Below are 20,579 nucleotides of genomic sequence, written 5' to 3'. Positions count from 1 at the left end.
AGCGAACGCTGGCTATCAGGTTGAAGGCGTGGCTATGCACATTTCGGGTGCACGGCGTCTTCGGGGGTATCCGCAGCGGGACTGAGTGGCTCAGTCGTTCTCGGTCCAGTCGAAATCCATTTGCAGCGCCGTGCGTTCGGCCAATTCACGACTGTGCAGGCGCTCTACCAGGTGAAGGCTCATGTCGATACCGGCGGAGATACCTGCCGATGTCACAAATGAGCCCTCGTCGACCCAGCGCAGGGTGCTGAGCACGTCTACCGAAGGGAACATTTCCTTGAGGTCGTCAATGTCTTCCCAGTGCGTGGTTACTTGCTTGCCTGCCAGCTTGCCGGTCCTGGCCAGCAGAAAGGCACCGGTGCACACGGCAGCCACTACGCGACCGGGTTCCGACTGATCGCTGATCCAGTGGATCACGTCGGGTTTTTCCAGTTCGGCGGTCACGACCCCGCCCGGGACGATCAGGCAGTCGATGGCCGGATGGTCGTTGATCGAAAAGTCCGGATCGACCTTGAGCCCGGCGCGGGCACGCACTGGTGCGGTGCTGCGCCCGATGGTGAACACATTGAACAACTGCCGGTCATCGCGGCTGTTGCGAGCATGCATGCGTGTTGCGGTGGTGAACACTTCGTAGGGGCCAGCGAAGTCGAGAACCTCGACGTCGTCATAAACGTAGATACCGATATTGAGTGGCACGAGTTGGCTCCAGGGCCTGCATGGCAGACCACTTGCATCATATTAAGGTTTAAGCAGTTTCAAGCGGTGACAGGGTGCAGATTACCCAGTAGCATCACGCCAAACTACTGGCTGAAATGCCAATATCCGGTAACATCGCGCCATGAAAAATCATCTCGTTGTCGCACTCATCTACAACCAGTTGTGCACCTTCGAATTTGGCTGCACGGTCGAAGTATTTGCGCTGAAAAGACCTGAACTGGGGGTCAACTGGTACGAATTCGCGACCTTCCCGGTCGACGATGGGCCGATCACCGCCGCCGGGGGCATTACCATCGTGCCAACGCCTGGCGAAGTGCTGCTGGAGAATGCCGATACAATCATCGTGCCAGGCTGGCGCGGAGTGGAGTCCGCAGTTCCGCAGCGGCTCATCGAACAGCTCCAGGCTGCTCATGCACGCGGCGCGCGGATCTGCTCGATCTGTACAGGCGCTTTCGTTCTGGCCGCGGCCGGTTTGCTCGACGGGCACAAGGTCACCACCCACTGGCGCTACACCGACCTGCTGGCAACCATGTATCCGGGCCTGACCATTCAACCCAACGAACTGTATGTGGACCAAGGCACTATCGTGACAGCTGCGGGCTCGGCCGCAGGGCTGGACATGATGCTGCACCTGGTGCGCAACGATCACGGCTCGCGCGTTGCCAACATGGTGGCGCAGCGCATGGTCATCCCGCCTCATCGCGAAGGCGGGCAATCGCAATATGCGTCCCGGCAACTGGTGTCGGCCAGCGACGGGCCGATTTCCAACCTGATGGACTGGATCCGCAGCGATCTGCAGCGCCCTCACACCATCAAGGAAATGGCCTCAAGGGCGGCGCTCAGTACCCGCACTTTGCACCGCAGCTTTATGGAAAGTACCGGCCTTACGCCTTACGACTGGCTGCTCGGCGAGCGCATTGCCTACGCCAAGGAATTGCTGGAGTCCTCGAAGCTGCGTCTCAACGAAGTAGTGGACCGCGCCGGTTTCGGCTCCGAAGAGTCTTTTCGCCGACACTTCCGCAATCTGGTGGGCATCAGCCCGAGCAGCTATCGCAAGCAGTTTGCCCGGGCGTGACCTCGGGCCTCGCGCAGAGCGCATCGACAAGCGTATCGGCAAACTCACCCCACGCGCCCGCAACAGCCGTGTTGGTCAAGACGACCATGCTGAGCGCAGAAACCGGATCAACCCAGTAATGACTGCCATACAAGCCGCACCACGACCAGGTCCCGACACCCTGTTGCTGCCCCCGCACCGCAGCGGGATCGGCAAGGATCATCGGCCCCAGGCCGAACTTCCAGCCAGGCCCCCGACTGGCAATGGTTATGCTTCCAATCGCATTATTCAGCAAGCGCTCGGTACTGACGGCGCTCAATAACGGCGCGCCCCCCAGACGCAGGCATTCGAGCAGCCGAAGATAGTCATCAGCCGTGCCCAGCATGCCTGCCCCGCCAGATTCATATGCGCCTGCGTCGCGAGCCCGAGCCGACGACAACCGCGCCTGTCCGCTGTCGAGCAACAACACATCATTGTCACCGATACGCTGCGGGCCGTTGACACTGTCCTTGTAGGCGCTGGCCAGCGTTAGTTGCTGGTCGTGCCTGAAGGAAGTCGCATCCATGCGTAAAGGCAGGGTGACCCACTTGGCAACAGCCTCTGACAACGGCATGCCGGTGGCCTGTTCAATCACTGCGCCCAGCACATCAGTGCCCAACGAGTAACCCCAGGCGCTACCCGGCTCAAACAACAGCGGCAGGCGCGCCAACCGGGTCAGGTTTTCCGGTAGATCGAACGGCACCCAATCCAGCCCGTCCGACACCCCTGCCCGCTCATAGGCATTACCGGGCGTTTGTTCGAAGCCGTAGCTCAAGCCGCAAGTGTGCGACAGCAAATGCTGCAGTGTGATGACAGGCTCACGGCCGCTGACCAGACGTGGGCGAAAGGCTGGCAGCCAGTCCGTTACCGAGGTTTTCAGGTCCAGAATGCCCTGTTCGCAGAGCCGCAACACCACCACCGAGGTCAACAATTTGGTCAGTGATGCCAGACGAAAGCGCGTGCTGCGAGTGACCGGAATCTGCTGCTCGCGATCTGCCCAGCCGAGTGCGCTGGCGTAAACCAGGCGTCCCTGCCGGGCCAGCAACAGCACCCCGCCAACGATCCGACGCTGGTCGATGAAGCGTTGCCAGACCTTATCGACACGCTGCACGGCGGGCTCATTCAAGGCAATCATCGCTCACAGGCCCTTCACTGCACGGCTGAAGATCTGCGCATACGCCTCGGCCGAATGACGAATCGGATTGGTGTGCGAGCAGCCGTCGGCAAATGCCATGCGTCCGACCCGCTCGGCGTCGCGATCGTCGATACCTATTTCGCCCAGCGTATGCGCAATGCCGATCTGCTCGCGTAGCGCCAGTAACCAGTCCATTACCCCGGTAAAACCGGGCGTGGGCAACCGCAGGTAAACCGCCAGATCATCCATTTGCTTCAGCAGCACCGAGCGATTGGCCTCCAGCACGTAGGGCAGCAGAATCGCATTCAGTAAACCATGATGCTGGTCGTAGAGCGCCCCCAGGCTCTGAGCAATCGCGTGTACGCCACCCAGACCGCGCTGAAACGCGGCGGCACCCAGGCTGGAGGCCACCAGCATCTGCTGCCGCGCCTCCAGGTCCTGGCCGTCAGCAACAACCCGAGGCAAATATTCCTTGATCATCTGCATGCCCTTGACCGACACCGCTTCGGCCATCGGGTGCCAGGCCGGTGAACACCAGGATTCCATGCAGTGAGTCAAGGCGTCCGCACCCGTCGCGGCAGTCAGGTGCGTTGGCAGGTTCAGGGTCAGCGTGGCATCCAGAATCGCAATGCGCGGCATCATGCGAATGTGCAGGATGGTGCGCTTGACCTGTGCCTGTTCATCGGTAATCACCGACGCACGCCCCACTTCAGAGCCGGTGCCAGCCGTCGTCGGCAGCGCAACTACTGGCGCAATACCGTCTGGATCGGCGCGCAGGTGGTTCTGGCCGATGTCTTCGAAATCCCACAACGGGCGGGTCTGGCCTGACATCAGCGCCACCGCTTTGGCAGCGTCCAGCGCCGAGCCGCCGCCAAACGCGATGACGCCGTCGTAGCCACCGGTTCTGTAGGCGTGCAGGCCCTCGGCGACGTTGGTGCCGGTCGGGTTACCCTTGACTCGGTCAAACAGGCCGCAATGGCCTAATTGGCTGCGGCAATCCTCCACGGCGCTGGCGATCATATCGGTGCTGCCGAGAAAGCTGTCGGTAATCAGTAACGGCCGTTTTATGCCGGTCTTCCGGCAGGCGTCGACCAGTTCATTGACGCGTCCAGCGCCTGCACGGATTGAAGTCGGGTAGTGCCAGTCGTTGCTGTGCATGTACGTAGTCCCTTGCAGGTTATTTCAGTAAAAGAAGTTGGCGGGCAGCAAACCGATCAGCAGGCGCAGACCGAAAGCGATCATGAAAAGACCGGTGACGATATCAATGGTCTTTTTCATCCGTTGATAGCGCACCTGCACGGCAGGGATCGAAAACAACGTGGCCAGCAGCACGAACCAGGAAATTGCCAGCACCGCGATGATCGATACACCCGCAGTGCGCACCCACATCGGCATGCCCGGCGTGGTCACGGTGGTGAACACGCTGGTGTAGAACGCCAACGCCTTGGGATTGGTCAGGTTAGTCAGCAGGCCAAACCGATAGGCGCGGCTCAGGCTACCGATGCCCAGCGCACCGATGTCCCTCGGTTTGGGCTGGCTGCCAGCACTGCGCAGGCTCTTGGCGCCGAGCCATGTCAGGTAAGCGCCGCCCAGCAATTGCAACGCCGGCTGCAGCCACGGCAACTGCTGAAACACAAGCCCTAACCCGGTGGCTGCCAGCAAGGCCCAGAGAATGCTGCCCGAGGCGACCCCCAGCCCGGCACAGATGCCCTGCTGCCGTGACTGGCTGAACGAGAGCTGGGTGATTACCAGGAAGTTCGGGCCGGGACTGATGATCAGCACGATGAACGCCCCCGCCAGCGCGGTCAGTAAAGTGACTTCATACATATCATTAATTCCTTTTTAATTAATAAGTTAAACAGCTTTATTAAACTTGAATGTGATGCTACTTGAAGTGTGCTTTCCCAGCGTCTCCAGGCATGACTCGACCGCCCTGCGCGCTTCGATCAGTGCATGGCAGGTCGGGTCAGGCGTGGGCACGTAGTGGTTGTAAAAGGTGCAGCCTTCTACGGCCGGCCCCAGAACCCAGAGCCGCTGCTGCACAGAACCATCGCGGCCAATGGCACGAGCAGACTCATCGGTTTCAATACCGTCGGCAGGCCAGGCGTGCGCAGCGCGAATCAGCCCTTGCTCGTACAAATCACTGATCAGCCCCGGGCCATTGCCCGACAGACCGCCGTGGGCGACCCGCGCGCCAATCATGCTGTCGGGGCGAAAATCGCCCCTTTGCACATCGTCCATCGGCGGCAGGATCGTCACGACGCCAGCCTCGATCAGCGCCAGCAGATCTTCATGGCGCTCCTTCTGCGGCCCGCCGACCAGCCGATTGCTCAACCCGGCCCATGTGCCATAAAACTCCAGGGTCGACGATTCAGTCAGGCCGTTGCGATCCGCGATCAGGCGCAGCAGGTCGCGGTAATCTCGCCAGACCTCCAGTGCCTGGCAGATCGGACTGCCTGCCGTGCCCAGGCGACTCAGCGCCAGGTCCCGTTTGATCCAGTCGACGAACCATTGGCCATACGTGCCTTGCGCACCCGACCAGCGTTGGGTCAACAGCCATTGCTCAGGGTCAAACTCACCCCACAGCTCGGCCAGCCGCTCAAACGCTGCAGGTCTGGCGGTTGACTCGCTCAGCAGACGCTGCACCGATGCCAACTGCGCTGGCGCATCGAGCCGGACCCTGGCCTGATAAAATACGGCGCGCATTTCATCCTTGATCAGCGGCAGCACATCGGCCCGAAAGTCGAGTTGCCCGCCCTCCTTTTGCTCGCGCAAACGGGCTATGGCGGCAGCGGTGAAGAACAGCCTCGGCAAGGGGGGCTGGCTGTAGGCATGCCATTGCGGCCGTGCATGAAACGGCAGCCCTGTGCGCGAGTACAGGAACACCTTGGGCTCGCGTCCAGACGGCAGATATCGCCAGCCTGCAAAGCCGCTATCGCGCACGTAGCGCCCGCCGCGCCCTTGAGTCAGGTGAGCCAGCGTGTCCATCGCGGTCAGTCCCAGCCCCTCGATGGCCACACTATCGCCGACCTCCAGTTGCGCGCCGGTTTCAAAGGCATGCCCGCTGGTGAGGAACACGGCATCGACATCCATCTCCTGACTTCGGGTGTGCAACCTGAAGCCGGGGGCTTCCAATAGCGGCCCACAGGTCATGACCTGCTCGGCGTGATAGCGCACCTGCACATGCGCCGGGCAGCACTGCAGGAGCAAGCGATAGCTGTCCTGCAAGTAGCGCCCGAGCAATGCACGCGGCAAAAAGTCGCCAAACGCCACCGCTCTGCCCTGCCCGTCCGTGCTCACATGGCCGCGCTCGTCAAGGCGCACATCCTGGCTGAGGCACCATTGCAGAAAGGTCGGACCCGGCGGCGCACACGCCGGGAATGCGGAAGAAAACGCGGATAACTGGCCGGCCATGGTGTTGAGCATCAGGTAATCCGGCTGCTGCGCATGGTGCAGTCCACTGCCGGGTGGTTGCGGGTCGAACACTTCGATATTCAGCGACGGCCGACCGGCATGGCGACTCAGGCCGATCAGCTGCTCCAGAATGCTCAAACCACGCGAGCCCAGGCCGATAATCGCGACGGTATGTGTCTGCATGGCCATCACCAGCGCTTCGACTCGAAGAAGAACGTCGGCACCGGCAACGCACTGCCTTCGGCTACTGCCTGGCGATACACGCGCTGGCCTACGGCAAGGTCCAGTACGCCGAGACCGAATGGCGAGAAGATCGAGGCTCGATCCGGGCTCAGTTCCACCTGCCCGGTCATCAGTTGCGCCAGCGTCCCGGTGATGAACGATCGGTCCTGATACTGCTGCACGGCGAGATCAGGAGAAGTCTGAGCCTTGAGGCAGTGCTCAACGTCATCAAGAATGTTATTGGCCTGCGCAATGACGTACGGGCCCAGGTCACGCAACGAAATGTTCAGCAGCAGTTGCCCTGGCCGAAGCAGTGGTTCCAGCACATAAGGGCGCGGCGCGGTGGTAGCGAACACCACCACGTCAGCCTGCAAGGCGGTCGGCAAGTCGCTGGGCTGGCTGTTCAACTGATGTCGACTGGCGGCATGCCGGACCAACGCCAATGCCGAGTCGTCGTGTTGATCGAAGACGGTTATTGCGTCCATCGTCCAGCCATCGCTGACGAACATGTCGAGGATGGTTCGGGCGATGAAACCGGCACCGATGAACGCCATTCGTCCGACGTGGCGCTGATGGCGGTTCATCCAGCGCGCACCGAGCACCGCCGAGGCCGCCGTGCGCATGGCGCTTATGCGTGAGGCTTCCAGACAGGCAAACGCATAGCCGGTGAGCGGGTCATTGAGGATCAGCACAGCCGAGGCGCGTTGCAGGCCCGTCTCGATATTGCCCGGAAAACTGGATATCCATTTGATGCCACTGACTGCCTGCTCGCCGGACAGGCTGGCGGGCAAGGCAATGATCCGATTGGCCGGTGCCTCGGGAAAACGCAGAAAGTAACTGTCGGGGTTGATCGTGCGCCCGGCCTCGTGGGCCAGATAAGCTGCCTGCACATCCTCGATGCAAGCCAGCGGATCAGCCGCCAGCAGGCGCGCGACCACTTCGCCATCGACCACATGAAACGCCGCCTGCTTCAGGCGCTCGGCAGCCAGCCAGAAGGTTGAACACTGCTCCTGCGCAAGCGCACCTGCACCCGAAGGCGCTGTCGCCGACTCACCGCTTTCGCGAGCAAGCTCGCTCCCACAAGGGCTTGCGCACGTGCATACAACAGATTCACACACATCCTGTGGGAGTGAGCTTGCTCGCGAAGGCGTTTTCACGCTTCCCGGAAATGTTGCAGCCTCTGGTGAGGAAAGATCCGCCAGGGTCATGTTCAGCACTTCACGGCCAAAACGCTGCTCGACCCACTGGTCATCGTAGAGGGTGTCCAGATAGCGCTCGCCCCAGTCTGGCGACAATGCCACGACCACCGAACCCGGCTCGATGCGCTCGCGCCAGACATGTACCGCGGCGATCACCGTCGCGGTGGACCCGCCAACCAGCAAGCCTTTGCTGCGCGCCAGAATGCGACACATGGCGACGGTGCGGGACTCCGGGACCATCTCCAGCGCGTAAATACCATCAGCCTTGTAGATCGGCGGATGCTGGCTGGTACCCAGCCCTGGTATGAAGCGACGGCTGGCCGGAGTGCCAAAGGTCACCGAACCGACGCTGTCAACAGCAATGATTCTGGTGCTCGGGTGATGCCGCTGAAAATGCTGGACGCAGCCCATCAGCGTGCCGGTGGTCCCGGCACCGACGAACAGATAGTCGACATGACCGAAGTGCTGGCTGATCGAGCGTGCCGTAGTCCGGGCGTGAGCACGCGGGTTGGCCGCATTCTCGTATTGATTGAGCCAGACGTATCGCGGGTCGCTGGCGAGCTTTTCCCGGATCAGCGCAATGCGTGTTCCCAGAAACCCGCCGTTGGCGTCCGGGGCCTGAACCTGAATCACCTCGGCGCCATAGCTGCGCATCATGCGGACGTTATGGCTGGAGCTGTTGGGGTCGACCACGCAGGTAAAGGGTATCGCCCGTTCAGCGCAGATCATCGCCAGCGCCACACCGAGGTTGCCCGACGAAGACTCGATCAGAATCGTGTCAGGGCCCAGCAAACCCCGAGTCTGAAGGTCATTGATCAGCCCTACGGCGGTTTTGAGCTTGATCGAGCCAGCCGGGTTGAGTGATTCCATTTTCAGGAAAAAGTCTGCGCCCAGGCCAGACACCTTGAGAAAGGTCTGATCGTGAACGATGTCGCAAAGAGAATCGTACATAAGGGTCACTTCCACTGTGCCAGCAAAGGTTCGGCTGCCGGTGCTACCGCCTGCTCAAGCGCATTGGCGATACGCTCGGCGCGTAGCGCCATCAGCGAGAACGACTGGCTGTCGCTGATTCCGTGACTGCGTTCGGAAAGACCGTTGACCCAGATATTCACGTCGCACTCGCCCTGCATAGCGACGCGATAATCCCGATCAATCAGCAGGCCGCCATCCAGATCGGCCTTGAGCCATGGCTGCAAACCACTCAATAACGGCGGTATCAGGTACTGCTGATAACCGGTGCCGAGCACAACGGCATCGACTTCCAGCACCTGGGTGCGCTGGCTGAAGGTGTCGGTCAACTCGATCCGGTAGCCCTCGGCGCTGTGCTCGATGGCACTGATCAGGCTGTAAGCATGGGTCTGCAGACGCTTGCGTCCGGCGATGGAGTCCTCGTAGATCAGCGAAAACAGCTTCTGACTTTCATCCGGGTCGATCCCGGCGTAGTTGGTCGAACGGCTCCAGTCGAGAAAGCGCTGCCGCGCTGCGGGGCTCAGGCTATGGAAGTAATCAACGTGATCCGGGGCAAACACCCGGTTGGGGAACTGCCCCAGTTGAGTGAGCTTGAAACCGGCAGAGCGATGCACTGAATGCACCTCGATAGCATGATCGCGGCTGACCAGTTCCAGCACCGACTCACTGGCGCTCTGCCCCGAGCCCAGCACCAGCCAGCGCTTGGGCAAGTATTCGCCAAAGGCTTGCAGGCGGGTCAGAAACTGCGAAGTGTGAAACAGAGTCGGGCCAAGCAGCGCCTCGAACGCGTGTGGAATGCGCGGTGCGCTGCCGCTGGACAGCACGACATTGCGCGTCGTGAAGCAGGTTTGCGGCGTGCAGACCCGTACTTCATGCAAACGACCGTTGCGCAGCACAGGGTCAATCCCGGTGACCGGCGTGTTGAAGCAGGTCTGGCTATCCACTTGCCTGGAAACCCAGGCTAGATAATCCGACCATTCATGGCGACTGGCGGGACGGCCCAGCAGGCCGAAATCGAACATCCGACCCTGTTCCTTGAGGTACATGGCGAAGGAAAAGCGGCTGCGCGGGTTGCGCGGCGTCACCAGGTCGCGAAATACGTGATGGTTGATGTCAGTCCCGGCCAGCAACAGTTCGCGGTGCCATTGGCTGTCTTGCGCAGCTTCCAGATAGCGGATGGACAGCGAGCCGAGCGGGTCATTGGCCTCCCATGCGTCTTCAAAAGCACAGGCCAGCGCGATGCCGGCTGGACCAAAGCCGATACAGACGGCGTCCGAGTGCAACGTGTGTGGTGTCGAGTTACCCATGAAATTCCTGTCCTTAGAGTTGGCGTGAAACGGTGTTCTTGGTTTTTCTTGCGGCTATCGGGTGACGGGGGTCAGTCCTGTGGGGACCGGGGTCCAGACGCAGGTCATCGCGCCTCGCAGCTCGCCCCGATCAAAGCCAACTGCGCCCAGCGGTGTGTTGAAGGTGGTGTGCTGCAACGCGTTCAGCAGTTGCCCGGCGTAAAGACGGCCGCTGGCAAGTTCGGCCAGCACGTAAAGCATCAGCAGGCTTTCGCGAAAGTAGGTGTGTGGCTCGGCAGCGAAAAACGTTTGGTGCAACGCGCTGGCATGGCAGCCATTTCCTGGGTGGTCAGGAGTCCCGAAACCGATGACGAACGTCTTGCCACGCTGGTCCTCTGCGCAGCCCAGGTACGGCGAGGCAGCGTCGTCAGTCAGCACCAGCGGGCGGTTACTCCCGGCCTGTCGTCGCGCCTTCCAATGTTCGCGACTGGGCTTGAGGCGGCCGGCAAATACCTCGACATCAGCGTGTTCAGGCTCTTCGACGCGCAGCAATCCGGCGCGTACCAGTGCTTCGCAGATGGCAACGCACAAGGCCTGACCGTGAGCGCTGTCATCAGCCTGAACATGCACGCGGCGCCATTGACGGCTCGCCAGCCAGCTCACCAGATCCCCCGCCAGTTGCCGGTCCGAGGGGCAGAAACGGAATGCGTTTTGGTGCTCAAGCGTCAGGCAATCAATCGTTGCTGCCGGTGTCAGCAGCGCGATACCGGCTTGCCGATACAGCGCGGCGGCGCTGACGGCTGCGTCCGAAGAGAAATGGCCGATGACCAGATCGGCTTTCCAGTCGATCATTTGCCGCGCCACTTCGGCCCCGCGAACGGCGTTGGCTCCGTCGTCGAGAAAGTGCCATTGCACCCGCGCAAACCCCGGTACGCAATTGCGCGCCACGGCCAGCGCCCTCATGAAGGTCCGCGCGTGCGGCGTGTCGTGGGGGTCGAACAGTGCGCTGACCCCGACCCGCAGACCCGGCACGGGTGACGCGAGCGGTGTCATGGCTGTATCCCCGCCAGACTGGCAGCGGGCATCTGTCGACGTGGCGACAATGCCGACCAGCCGAGGCTCGGCCGGTCCTTTCCTGCCAGATGACTGCGCAGTTGCTCGAAAGCGATACCGGCAACACCAGGAGCAAACTTGAACCCCAGTCCCGACATGCCTGCGGCCAGATAAACCGGGCTGTACTCGGCGCAGAAACCCAGCAGCGGACGACCGTCGGCGCTGTAACTGTCGAAACCCGGCAACACATCCAGCACACGTGGGTCGGTTGCCGAACCGCACAGCCGGGCAATGCGCTTGCAAGCGTCTTCGGCATGCCGCGCATCAGGCTGTGCCAGATGCTCTGGCCAGAGGCTGTTATCGCGGCTGCCGCAGCCGGTCTGCACGATATGGCGGGTCAGCGGTATAGCGTAGCTCTGAGTAACCGCATCGATCACCGGCATTGACCAATCGCTGTCAGTCAGTACCCGGGCAAAGGGAATAGAACGGGCTTCCAGCCCCGCCTGCGGCACCAGATGCTGACTCCAGGCACCCGCAGCCACCACTACGGCCCGACAACGCAATGTAGCGTCCCCCATATCGATATGTACGAGGTCCGCAGCACGACAGTCGATGGCTTTGATCTCGCAATGCTCCAGCAGCAAGCCTTGCTGACGAACCACGTGGCACAGCGCAGCGACAGCCTGACGTACATTGCCGACGCAGGCGCGAGGTTCGAACAGGTTGACCCGCTCAACTACCGGGCAGTGCGGATAGCGACCGCCATCGAGTTCATGGCCCGCCAGCAGACGCATCGGGTAGCGCTCGCTGCCGTGCTGCTCGATAGCCCGGCACAGATTATCCAGCTGGTCCATGGCGGTCCGGTAGATCACCCCGGTACGTCGCAGTGCGCTTGCGTAAGTGGTCGCGAAAATGCCGTCGTCCATCAGGCTGATGGACCACGCCGCAAGCTCCATCAGCAATGGATCGCTGTCGTACAGGCGAACCAGTCCGCCGGAATAACCGCTCGCCCCCAGACTGCCGGCTGCGCCCTTGTCGATCAGAGCGACCGACACACCTGCGCTGCACAGCTTCGCCGCGATGCTGGCGCCGGTAATCCCGGCGCCGATGACCGCTATCTCGTAATCGATGAACATGTGGTGCATCCGTTCAGATGGAGTATTCAGCGGCCGAGCCGTTCATGAGCGTGGCGTTGACCCGGGCTTCGGGCAGTCCGAATGCGGTCATGATCTGCGCTGACATTTCCGGAATCAGCGCCTTGCCAGCCACTGCGATGAACGCTGCCAGATGGCTGACGGGCCGACCTTCGGCCAGGCGTGCGCGAGCAATGGCGATGACGTCGAGCAGCACCTGAGCCATGCCTTTCATCGAGAACTGCGCAGGCTCTGCGGCCCTGCTCCATTGCAGGCGTAATGCTTCCAACAGCCCGGCATCGGCCCCACAGATACCGCTCCACCAGCTGTCATCGCGATGTTTTCCGGCGTCCAGCAACGCGGGGAAAAATTGGCTGAATATCTGCTCCCGCCATGCGCGAAAATGCGTCAGACGAAAATCGCCTTCGCTTTGCTCGGGTGCGATGCTTGCCAGATACAGGCGCGCACTGTCGGCACAGGCTTCACGGGCCAGATCGCCGACCCAGATCGCGTGATTGCGGCTGGTCGACAGGTTCAGGCCGTCCAGTTTCAGAAACTGATTGGGCATGAAGCGCTGGCGAACTTCGATATCGCGCAGCGCCGACAGCTGCGCCGGGTAGACGATGGCGTGGCTGAACACGCAGTCAAAACCGAGAAAATGCACCAGCGTGCCCTGTCCCGACTGCCAGTACTGACGGAACAGCTCAGGACGTCCGACGCTGTCGGCATATTCACGAAATGCCGCCATATAGCCCGCCAGCCCCATGAACCAGGTGTGGACCCGGCACGAGCCGTCGGCCTGCAGGTCAAGCCCGCCGTCGCCCGGACGGGTTACGCCCCAGTCATGCAAGTGCTCCAGCGTATCGCGCAACCAGTTGTCGAGCGGCTTGCGCCATTGCTGGCCCAACAGACGATCACGCAAGTGCGGCTTGAAATCAGCCAGCTTCAGAAATGCACGATGGGCCTTTTTCCATTGCGACGGCTGCCTGCACAATTTGCAGTGCAGACCGGTCATCAACTCGGCGTCAGGGGCCTGAGCGCAGTTCTCGCACTGGCTGGCATCAGACTCGGCCCCACAGTAATTGCAGTTGCCTCGGGCAAATGCCTCGTAGCCCCACACATCGCAATCGGGGCAGTACGGCTCGCTGGAATCGCGAAACTCGATCGAGCCCGCTTCACGCAACGCGTTGAACACCTCGCCAACCGCCTCGGCAAACCATGGGTTGTTGTGCGGACGCATCCAGTTGTCGGGTTTGATGTTGATCGCCGCCAGCGACGCTTCGATGCGGTCGGAATTACGCCCGGCCAGCTCGACCGGATCACCGCCCTGCTCCAGTCCTTTGCGCAGCATGTAGGACTGGTAATCGTCGGAATAGGACACCAGCACACAGTCGTGACCGCGCTGGCGCTGGACCCGGGTGAACACGTCAGCGGCCAGAAACGGGCCGGCGATATGACCTATGTGCAAATCGCCATTCGGGGTGGGCGGCGTAATGGTCACGATGTACTTACTCATCGAGGCACCCCGTGGTTTCGCTGTGCTGAGCCACGAAAGCATTCACGTAGTTCATGTCCCACCACACCACATAGAAGTGGAAGTCCTCGGCGGAATCATTGATGACGTAATGATTGGTGTGTTTCGGAATCGCGGCGATATCGCCCACGACGAAATCCATCTGTTTTTCGCCGACCACCAGACGGGCGCTGCCCTTGATGGCAATGAAGATTTCCTGATCGATCTGGGTATGCGCTTCGCTGCTGGTGCCCGGACGGACCACGCACCAGCCGCCAGCGAACGGCATCGGGTAGCCTTCCCAAGGCAACAGACGACTGCCATCGAGCCCGTACTCGTGTACCAATGAGTCGAAGCGGGTTTTACGGTGTATATCGAACTTTTCCATGCTCAGTCCCGTACGTTTCAAGTCCGGTAAAGCATGAAATTGTTGCCAATTGTTGGCTATCCAATTGCCGGATAGCTCGGAGGTGAGAAATCGATTTTGCAGATGGCTGGCCACGCAAACACGTGCGGGTCATATGTTTTTTGGCAATGACGGGTATCAATAACGCTGATAATTGAATCAGGGGCGGCAGTGTTACCGTTGTCGGCGATGAACGAACATATCTCGCGGCCTCGCGAATCCGCGTCGCGAGGCCAGTGAATCTCTGCTCTGCTTCATCACTCCTTTGGTTAGATCTTTTAAGCCACCCCGCTTGTGCGAGGTGGCTTTTTTTTGCCTAAAGATCAAACCCTTCCACCACATTGCGGCGTTCGTTCTCGCTGCGCATGTCGTAACTGGCGGTGGTCGAAATATGCGTGTGGTGCGCAAGTTTCTGGGCAATCGACAGATCGAACTCTTCGATCACCCTGGTGATGAACGACCGCCGAAAATCGTGGGGCATGATGTTCACCCCCACCTGCCGCCCGCGTTGCTTGGCGATGAAGTAAATGGCGTGTTTGGTGATTCTGTCGCGAGTGATATGGCTGCCGCGGCGAATCCGGTTGAACAGGAAAGGGTCATCGCCCTGCCCCGGCTGCAGGCACGAGCGGCGCAGTTCCAGCCAGTCGTTCAGCGCCTTGAACGCCCACTCGGGGGCATATTTGATCAACTGCTTGTTACCTTTGCCCAGCACCCGCAGGCTGCGCTCGGCGAAATCGATCTGTGACAGGTCCAGGTTGACCGACTCCGACTTGCGCATTCCCGAACCGTACAGAATCGCAATGATCGCGGCATCGCGACGCCCTTGCGGCCTGGGGTCCGCAGCACAGGCTTCCATCAGTTCACGAATCAACGTGCGGCGGATATTACGGCCCTTGGCCAGACGCGTACCGCTGACCGGTTTGATCGAGCGAATCTTCAGTAATTGCTCGTGGCTGATCAGGTCGTGCCGCCAGGCCTCGTTCATCACACCGCGAATAGCGTTCACATACAGCGAGGTGGTATTGGGTGCGTAGTCGTCTTCACGCAGCGTCGCGACCAGTGCGGTCACGTGACCAGGCTGCAGGGTGTGCCAGGGAATGTCATGAATATCGACGTCAGCCATGCCCAGACGATCTGCCGCGTCCTGCAAAACGTAAGTCATGGTCAGGCGGCTTGAGGGTGCCAGGCGGTCGAGATAGAGGCGCAGTGGCTTGTTGACGTCGGGCAGCGAAGGCTGGCTGACAATGCGTGCGTCCTGATCGGTATAAGGGTCTTGCGGCATGTGGAACGACGCCTTTTCTGGTGCAAGCGCGCGCGAACAGCTGCGGCGCTCTTCATTCATATTCAGGCAGCCGACTTTAGCACGTGGGCCCTGCTGCGACACCTCTGGCGCGGCTCGTTCAGCTCAGCAGCTTAAGCCCACCCGGCAATCATCGGTAACACCCTGCGGCTTGAACGACGCGCTGCCTGGGATAGCCTTGGCCGACTTTTCCGCCCCTCAAGGCAAGCACGTATCTTGATTCCGCCCCTCGCTAGCAAAGCACATGGCCGTCGCGACGCGGCTGCGCATTTCTGGTTGCTGGCCCATCAGGTCAGTCAGCGCAGCGAGGCCGAACGCCTGGCGAACATTCAGGCAGGCTTTGCGCATGGCTGGATCCGCGCGGTACGCGACGCGCTGGCCCTCGGCCCGCGGCAAATGGAGGCGCTGTTCAATGCATCAATTTCAACGCTGGAACGTCGCCAGCGCCAGAAACAGCCATTGGACCCCGTGGCTTCGGAGCGTCTGGACCGCCTCGCAATGATCGCCAGTCACATCCTTCGCGTGCTTGAAACACCCGAGCGCGCCGGTCGCTGGCTGGTGACACCCAGCGCAGCACTTGGCGGTTGCATCCCGTTGCAATTATGCGAAACCGGGCTCGGCACCGCCCGGATGCATCGCGCACTTGAATATGCGCAGTCAGGTGACAAGGGCGAACCCAGCGTTTTTTGACCGACTCAGCGCCCGGTGTCCACCACAACCCGGCCACGGATCTGGCCCGCGATCAATTGCGGCGCGATGTCGATCACTTCACTCAAGCCAACTTCACGACTGATCAGCGGCAGCAGCGCCAGGTCCAGGTCGCTCGCCAGCCTGGACCAGGCTTCCAGCCGGTCAGCCCGCGGGCGAGTAACGCTGTCGATACCAGCCAGAGTGACGCCGCGCAGAATGAACGGTGCAACCGAGCCCGGAAACTCCATACCCTGCGCCAGACCGCAGGCCGCGACTACGCCGCGATAGCGAATACCGGCGCACACATTGGCCAGCGTATGACTACCGACAGAGTCGATTGCCGCCGCCCATTGCTCCTTGACCAAAGGTCGCCCCGGCTGCAACAGGGTCGCCCGGTCGACGACCTGCGCTGCGCCGAGTTGATGCAAATATTCGCTTTCCGAAACACGCCCGGTGGAGGCAATCACCCGATAGCCAAGCCTGGCAAGAATAGCGATGGCGAAACTGCCGACTCCCCCATTGGCACCGGTCACCAGCACATCGCCGTGGTCGGGTGTCAAACCGTGCTTCTCAAGGGCCAGCACGCTGAGCATTGCGGTATAGCCCGCCGTGCCAATGGCCATCGCCTGCGCGGGCGTGAAAGCATCCGGCAATGGAATGAGCCATTCGCTCTTGAGCCGCGCCTTCTGTGCCAGACCGCCCCAGTGCCCTTCGCCAACACCCCAGCCATTGAGCAGGACGTTGTCACCCACCTTGTACTCAGGCGTATCGCTGGCTTGCACCGTACCCGCCAGATCAATACCCGGCACCATCGGAAAACTGCGCACAATAGGGCTTTGGCCGGTGATTGCCAGCGCGTCCTTATAGTTCAGCGTGCTGTGCGACACGTTTATCGTCACGTCACCTGCAGGCAACTGTGCTTCGTCGATATCGGTCAGATTGACGCGATAACCTGTCTCGTCCTTGTCGATCAAAATGCCCTTGAACATGTGCGCCTCCAATTTAGACTGATCGTCTTTAAATACCCCTGAAGAAAAAGTCATTGCGGCAAACCACGAAGGTAACCGGCAATAAACGTGTTCAGTGGTATGTCGCTTTTGACCAGCCGGGCGCGAAGCACCGCCCCTTCCCAGCCGATCCAGAAAAACGCGGCCAGTTCATCGCAATCTGCACTTCTGGCCAACTCACCATGCGCCTGCGCGGCCCTGAGGCAGCATGCAAGCTTTGACTGCCAGTCCAGCAGCGTCTGCTCCAGTACGCCGCGAAACCCCTCCGGCAACAGACCGACTTCCTGGCCTAGATTGCCGACCATGCAACCGCGTCGATAATCATGCCGCGCCATGCCGCTCTTGGCGCTTTGGACAAAGCCCACCAGTCGCTCCAGTGGTGAAAGCGCTTCGTCCAGCAGCCAGTGGTCCAACCGCTGTGCAAAATAGCGAGCGTATTCATCCAGTACCGCCCGGCCGAAGGCTTCCTTGCTGGTGAAGTAGTGATAGAACGAGCCTTTGGGAATGCCGATTTCCTTGAGGATGTAATCCAGCCCGGTGGCCGAGAAGCTTTGCTCGGTGAGCACTTCCAGACCGCGGCGCAACAGTGCTTCGCGGGTTTCGAGGTTGTCGCGATCCACTTTCGGTGGCCGCCCGGGGCGTCTGGTTTTTACCGGCAATTGAGTCATGCAGGAATATTAGACCGATCGTTTTTTATGTCAACCTCGCCGCGCGGTCTATGTGTTGCGCCGGAAATGCCGTTTGCCATTCACGCTATTCTCGCGCTCAATGCCCTGTGCATGACTGCCCGAATACAAGCCGGAGAAACACATGAGCCAATGGCCGGACACCCGCATTATTGACCTGTTAACTACAGAGCTGCCGGTGCTGCAAGCGCCTATGGCCGGAGCCACCGGATCACAAATGGCCATTGCTGTCGCGAAGGCTGGCGGGCTGGCATCGCTGCCCTGCGCAATGCTGACCCCTGAGCAAATCGAACAGGAAGTCACCACCTTTCGGCAACACACCGGCAATCTGCCCCTGAACCTGAACTTCTTCTGCCATCAGGCTCCGGCCTACGATGCCGAACGCGCCGAGCATTGGAAACAGGCACTTAAACCCTATTACGAAGAGTTGGGGGCCGATTTCGATGCACCGACGCCCGTCTCCAACCGTGCCCCTTTCGACAGCGCCACCTGTGCTCTGGTCGAGCGCCTGAAGCCGGAGGTGGTGAGCTTCCACTTCGGCCTTCCCGAGCGAGCGCTACTGGAACGGGTCAGAGCCACCGGGGCAAAGATCATTTCATCGGCGACCACGGTCGAGGAAGCCGTCTGGCTGGAGCAGCATGGCTGCGATGCGGTAATCGCCATGGGCTACGAAGCCGGTGGTCATCGGGGCCTGTTCCTCAGCGATCAACTGCACACTCAGGTCGGCACTCTGGCGCTGGTGCCGCAAATAGTGGACGCCGTGCGCATTCCGGTCATCGCTGCGGGTGGTATAGCAGATGGTCGCGGGGTTGCGGCGGCGTTTGTTCTGGGTGCCTCGGCGGTACAGGTAGGTACGGCGTATCTGTTCTGCCCTGAAGCCAGCGTCAGTGCACTGCATCGCCAGGCGCTGCACACTGCAACGGACAGCCAGACTGCGCTGACCAACCTCTTCACCGGGCGTCTGGCGCGCGGCATCGTCAACCGGATCATGCGCGAAGCTGGCCCCGTCAGCTCACTCGCCCCTGCGTTCCCTCTGGCAGGCGGTGCCTTGATGCCGTTGCGCGCACAAGCGGAAAAACAGGGCAGCAGTGACTTTACCAACCTCTGGGCAGGTCAGGCAGTTGGTATCAAACATCAGTTGCGTGCGACCGAACTGACTCGGCAACTGGCTGAAAACGCGCTGAAAATTCTCTCACCCCGGTAAAACAGTGCTTTCAGAACAACAGGCTATCGCTATATATTTAACTATATAGCGAAACGCCTTTATTTCGACGGCGTGCGTTTTCATCATCAAGGAGCTGTTCCATGCGAACGACCACGCTGCGCGCCATTCTCAAGTTCTCTGCCCTGGCCTTCGCCGTATCAGTTACAGCTAACGCGTTTGCCGACGAGGTGCAGGTCGCCGTCGCAGCCAATTTCACAGCGCCCATTCAGGCGATTGCCACTGACTTTGAGAAGGACACCGGCCACAAGCTTGTTGCCGCGTTTGGCGCTACCGGTCAGTTCTACACACAGATCAAGAATGGTGCCCCTTTCGAGGTGTTCCTGTCGGCCGACGACACCACCCCGGCAAAGCTTGAGCAGGAAGGCGACACCGTCAAGGGCTCGCGTTTCACGTATGCGGTGGGCACCCTGGCGCTGTGGTCGGCCAAGGACGGTTATGTAGACAGCAAGGGCGAAGTGCTCAAGGCCAATCAGTATCAACACTTGTCCATCGCCAACCCAAAAGCTGCCCCTTATGGTCTGGCAGCGACGCAAGTGCTGAGCAAACTGGGTCTGACCGACGCAACCAAAGCCAAGATCGTGGAGGGCCAGAGCATTACTCAGGCCTACCAGTTCGTTTCCACCGGCAATGCGGAACTTGGCTTTGTGGCCCTGTCGCAGATCTACAAGGACGGCAAACTGACCAGCGGGTCGGCCTGGATCGTGCCGGACGCCCTGCATGACCCGATCAAGCAAGACGCCGTCATCCTCAACAAGGGCAAGGACAACGCCGCTGCCAAGGCGCTGGTCGAGTACCTGAAAGGGCCGAAAGCCGCCGCCATCATCAAGTCCTTCGGATACCAGCTGTAAATGCCACTGGGAAGTGCCGACATCGCGGCGATCTGGCTGACACTGAAGCTGGCGTCATTGACCACCGTCATCCTGTTGATCATCGGCACGCCCATCGCGCTGTGGCTGGCGCGCACTGATTCATGGCTCAAGGGGCCGATTGGCGCGGTCGTCGCCCTGCCCCTGGTTTTGCCGCCGACAGTCATCGGCTTTTATCTGCTGCTGTTGCTTGGCCCCAACGGAGCTGTGGGCCAGCTCACCCAGAGCCTGGGACTGGGCACGCTGACTTTCAGCTTTGCCGGACTGGTGATCGGCTCGGTCCTCTACTCGATGCCTTTCGTCGTCCAGCCGCTACAGAACGCGTTTGCAGCCATTGGCACCCGTCCGCTGGAGGTGGCAGTGACGTTGAGAGCGGGTCCATGGGACACGTTCTTCCGCGTGATTCTGCCGCTGGCAAAGCCTGGCTTTATCACTGGGGCGATTCTGGGATTCGCGCACACGGTCGGCGAGTTCGGCGTGGTGCTGATGATTGGCGGCAACATTCCCGAGAAAACCCGCGTGGTGTCGGTGCAGATTTTCGATCACGTCGAGTCCATGGAGTACCTGCAAGCACACTGGCTGGCCGGAGCGATGCTGGTGTTCTCCTTTCTGGTGCTGTTGGCGCTGTATTCCAGCGGTAAATCCAAATCAGGATGGAGCTGAGT

At 60.7% G+C, this 20,579-nt stretch carries 19 protein-coding genes; 5 read left to right on the top strand and 14 right to left on the bottom strand.

The window, feature by feature from the left end:
• Positions 1–90: 90 nt before the first annotated feature.
• On the bottom strand, positions 91–696 hold the full coding sequence (locus FFH21_RS12885) for a DJ-1/PfpI family protein (RefSeq protein WP_005734627.1): 606 nt from the start codon (positions 694–696) through the stop codon (positions 91–93).
• Positions 697–838: 142 nt separating this feature from the next.
• Between FFH21_RS12885 and ftrA the strand changes: the two genes are divergently transcribed.
• Positions 839–1,792: a transcriptional regulator FtrA gene (ftrA, locus tag FFH21_RS12880; protein WP_002553443.1), complete on the top strand. Its 954-nt coding sequence runs from the start codon at positions 839–841 to the stop codon at positions 1,790–1,792.
• Here ftrA and FFH21_RS12875 read toward each other — a convergent pair.
• From FFH21_RS12875 to xerC, 11 genes are all read right to left on the bottom strand, one after another.
• Positions 1,752–2,945 carry a serine hydrolase gene (locus tag FFH21_RS12875; RefSeq protein WP_011168572.1) on the bottom strand — a complete coding sequence of 398 codons (1,194 nt, stop codon included), beginning with the start codon at positions 2,943–2,945 and terminating at the stop codon, positions 1,752–1,754. The two genes, ftrA and FFH21_RS12875, sit on opposite strands and share 41 nt — an antisense overlap.
• Before the next feature lie 3 nt (positions 2,946–2,948).
• The gene (locus FFH21_RS12870) at positions 2,949–4,103 is read right to left on the bottom strand and encodes an iron-containing alcohol dehydrogenase (RefSeq protein WP_002553441.1); all 1,155 of its coding nucleotides are present in this window, start codon (positions 4,101–4,103) and stop codon (positions 2,949–2,951) included.
• 24 nt (positions 4,104–4,127) lie between these two features.
• A complete protein-coding gene (locus FFH21_RS12865; RefSeq protein WP_011168571.1) occupies positions 4,128–4,772 on the bottom strand; it encodes a LysE family transporter in 645 nt (214 codons plus the stop codon).
• A 27-nt stretch (positions 4,773–4,799) separates the two neighbouring features.
• The gene (locus FFH21_RS12860; RefSeq protein WP_011168570.1) at positions 4,800–6,548 is read right to left on the bottom strand and encodes an FAD/NAD(P)-binding protein; all 1,749 of its coding nucleotides are present in this window, start codon (positions 6,546–6,548) and stop codon (positions 4,800–4,802) included.
• Positions 6,548–8,731, bottom strand: a complete 2,184-nt coding sequence (sbnB, locus tag FFH21_RS12855) for a 2,3-diaminopropionate biosynthesis protein SbnB (protein WP_011168569.1) — start codon at positions 8,729–8,731, stop codon at positions 6,548–6,550. Before sbnB ends, FFH21_RS12860 begins: the two co-directional genes overlap by 1 nt.
• A 5-nt stretch (positions 8,732–8,736) precedes the next feature.
• The gene (locus FFH21_RS12850) at positions 8,737–10,056 is read right to left on the bottom strand and encodes a lysine N(6)-hydroxylase/L-ornithine N(5)-oxygenase family protein (protein ID WP_011168568.1); all 1,320 of its coding nucleotides are present in this window, start codon (positions 10,054–10,056) and stop codon (positions 8,737–8,739) included.
• Positions 10,057–10,110: 54 nt separating this feature from the next.
• Positions 10,111–11,088, bottom strand: a complete 978-nt coding sequence (locus tag FFH21_RS12845) for an ABC transporter substrate-binding protein (protein ID WP_011168567.1) — start codon at positions 11,086–11,088, stop codon at positions 10,111–10,113.
• Complete coding sequence (locus FFH21_RS12840; protein WP_041924799.1) at positions 11,085–12,224, bottom strand: FAD-binding oxidoreductase; 1,140 nt, start codon at positions 12,222–12,224, stop codon at positions 11,085–11,087. Before FFH21_RS12840 ends, FFH21_RS12845 begins: the two co-directional genes overlap by 4 nt.
• A 13-nt stretch (positions 12,225–12,237) precedes the next feature.
• A complete protein-coding gene (locus tag FFH21_RS12835; protein WP_011168565.1) occupies positions 12,238–13,737 on the bottom strand; it encodes a methionine--tRNA ligase in 1,500 nt (499 codons plus the stop codon).
• Positions 13,730–14,122 (bottom strand): cupin domain-containing protein, encoded by a 393-nt coding sequence (locus tag FFH21_RS12830; protein ID WP_002553433.1) that lies wholly within the window; start codon positions 14,120–14,122, stop codon positions 13,730–13,732. The genes FFH21_RS12835 and FFH21_RS12830 overlap by 8 nt, the downstream gene beginning before the upstream one ends.
• 334 nt (positions 14,123–14,456) lie before the next feature.
• Positions 14,457–15,422 carry a tyrosine recombinase XerC gene (gene xerC / locus FFH21_RS12825; RefSeq protein WP_038820090.1) on the bottom strand — a complete coding sequence of 322 codons (966 nt, stop codon included), beginning with the start codon at positions 15,420–15,422 and terminating at the stop codon, positions 14,457–14,459.
• A 234-nt stretch (positions 15,423–15,656) separates the two neighbouring features.
• On the opposite strand from xerC, the gene FFH21_RS12820 reads away from it, so the two are divergent.
• Entirely contained in the window at positions 15,657–16,130 is a 474-nt protein-coding gene (locus tag FFH21_RS12820) for an antitoxin Xre-like helix-turn-helix domain-containing protein (protein ID WP_004662538.1), read from the top strand.
• 5 nt (positions 16,131–16,135) lie between these two features.
• Here FFH21_RS12820 and FFH21_RS12815 read toward each other — a convergent pair whose 3' ends face one another.
• Together FFH21_RS12815 and FFH21_RS12810 are read right to left on the bottom strand one after the other, a co-directional pair.
• Positions 16,136–17,119 (bottom strand): MDR family oxidoreductase, encoded by a 984-nt coding sequence (locus FFH21_RS12815; protein WP_011168562.1) that lies wholly within the window; start codon positions 17,117–17,119, stop codon positions 16,136–16,138.
• A 50-nt stretch (positions 17,120–17,169) separates the two neighbouring features.
• On the bottom strand, positions 17,170–17,805 hold the full coding sequence (locus tag FFH21_RS12810; protein WP_011168561.1) for a TetR/AcrR family transcriptional regulator: 636 nt from the start codon (positions 17,803–17,805) through the stop codon (positions 17,170–17,172).
• 142 nt (positions 17,806–17,947) lie between these two features.
• On the opposite strand from FFH21_RS12810, the gene FFH21_RS12805 reads away from it, so the two are divergent.
• The 3 genes from FFH21_RS12805 (at position 17,948) to modB (ending at position 20,577) form a co-directional block, all read left to right on the top strand.
• Positions 17,948–19,027, top strand: coding sequence for a nitronate monooxygenase family protein (locus FFH21_RS12805; protein ID WP_004665283.1), 1,080 nt, complete (start codon positions 17,948–17,950; stop codon positions 19,025–19,027).
• Between the two features lie 101 nt (positions 19,028–19,128).
• Entirely contained in the window at positions 19,129–19,896 is a 768-nt protein-coding gene (gene modA / locus FFH21_RS12800) for a molybdate ABC transporter substrate-binding protein (RefSeq protein ID WP_004667651.1), read from the top strand.
• A complete protein-coding gene (gene modB / locus FFH21_RS12795; protein WP_011168560.1) occupies positions 19,897–20,577 on the top strand; it encodes a molybdate ABC transporter permease subunit in 681 nt (226 codons plus the stop codon).
• The last annotated feature ends 2 nt before the right edge of the window (positions 20,578–20,579 follow it).

It is taken from the genome of Pseudomonas sp. KBS0707, from assembly GCF_005937945.2.
In the GTDB taxonomy this organism is placed as follows: Bacteria; Pseudomonadota; Gammaproteobacteria; order Pseudomonadales; family Pseudomonadaceae; genus Aquipseudomonas; species Aquipseudomonas amygdali.
This window is presented reverse-complemented; position numbering and strand designations above follow the sequence as displayed.

Bases quoted from the DNA above. Each gene is read 5' to 3' on its own strand.
- FFH21_RS12865 (WP_011168571.1), bottom strand. From the start codon at position 4,772: ATGTATGAAGTCACTTTACTGACCGCGCTGGCGGGGGCGTTCATCGTG.
- modB (WP_011168560.1), top strand. From the start codon at position 19,897: ATGCCACTGGGAAGTGCCGACATCGCGGCGATCTGGCTGACACTGAAG.
- FFH21_RS12840 (WP_041924799.1), bottom strand. From the start codon at position 12,224: ATGTTCATCGATTACGAGATAGCGGTCATCGGCGCCGGGATTACCGGC.
- FFH21_RS12845 (WP_011168567.1), bottom strand. From the start codon at position 11,088: ATGACACCGCTCGCGTCACCCGTGCCGGGTCTGCGGGTCGGGGTCAGC.
- FFH21_RS12835 (WP_011168565.1), bottom strand. From the start codon at position 13,737: ATGAGTAAGTACATCGTGACCATTACGCCGCCCACCCCGAATGGCGAT.
- FFH21_RS12815 (WP_011168562.1), bottom strand. From the start codon at position 17,119: ATGTTCAAGGGCATTTTGATCGACAAGGACGAGACAGGTTATCGCGTC.
- xerC (WP_038820090.1), bottom strand. From the start codon at position 15,422: ATGCCGCAAGACCCTTATACCGATCAGGACGCACGCATTGTCAGCCAG.
- FFH21_RS12850 (WP_011168568.1), bottom strand. From the start codon at position 10,056: ATGGGTAACTCGACACCACACACGTTGCACTCGGACGCCGTCTGTATC.
- modA (WP_004667651.1), top strand. From the start codon at position 19,129: ATGCGAACGACCACGCTGCGCGCCATTCTCAAGTTCTCTGCCCTGGCC.
- sbnB (WP_011168569.1), bottom strand. From the start codon at position 8,731: ATGTACGATTCTCTTTGCGACATCGTTCACGATCAGACCTTTCTCAAG.
- FFH21_RS12830 (WP_002553433.1), bottom strand. From the start codon at position 14,122: ATGGAAAAGTTCGATATACACCGTAAAACCCGCTTCGACTCATTGGTA.
- FFH21_RS12805 (WP_004665283.1), top strand. From the start codon at position 17,948: ATGAGCCAATGGCCGGACACCCGCATTATTGACCTGTTAACTACAGAG.
- FFH21_RS12870 (WP_002553441.1), bottom strand. From the start codon at position 4,103: ATGCACAGCAACGACTGGCACTACCCGACTTCAATCCGTGCAGGCGCT.
- ftrA (WP_002553443.1), top strand. From the start codon at position 839: ATGAAAAATCATCTCGTTGTCGCACTCATCTACAACCAGTTGTGCACC.
- FFH21_RS12810 (WP_011168561.1), bottom strand. From the start codon at position 17,805: ATGACTCAATTGCCGGTAAAAACCAGACGCCCCGGGCGGCCACCGAAA.
- FFH21_RS12860 (WP_011168570.1), bottom strand. From the start codon at position 6,548: ATGGCCATGCAGACACATACCGTCGCGATTATCGGCCTGGGCTCGCGT.
- FFH21_RS12875 (WP_011168572.1), bottom strand. From the start codon at position 2,945: ATGATTGCCTTGAATGAGCCCGCCGTGCAGCGTGTCGATAAGGTCTGG.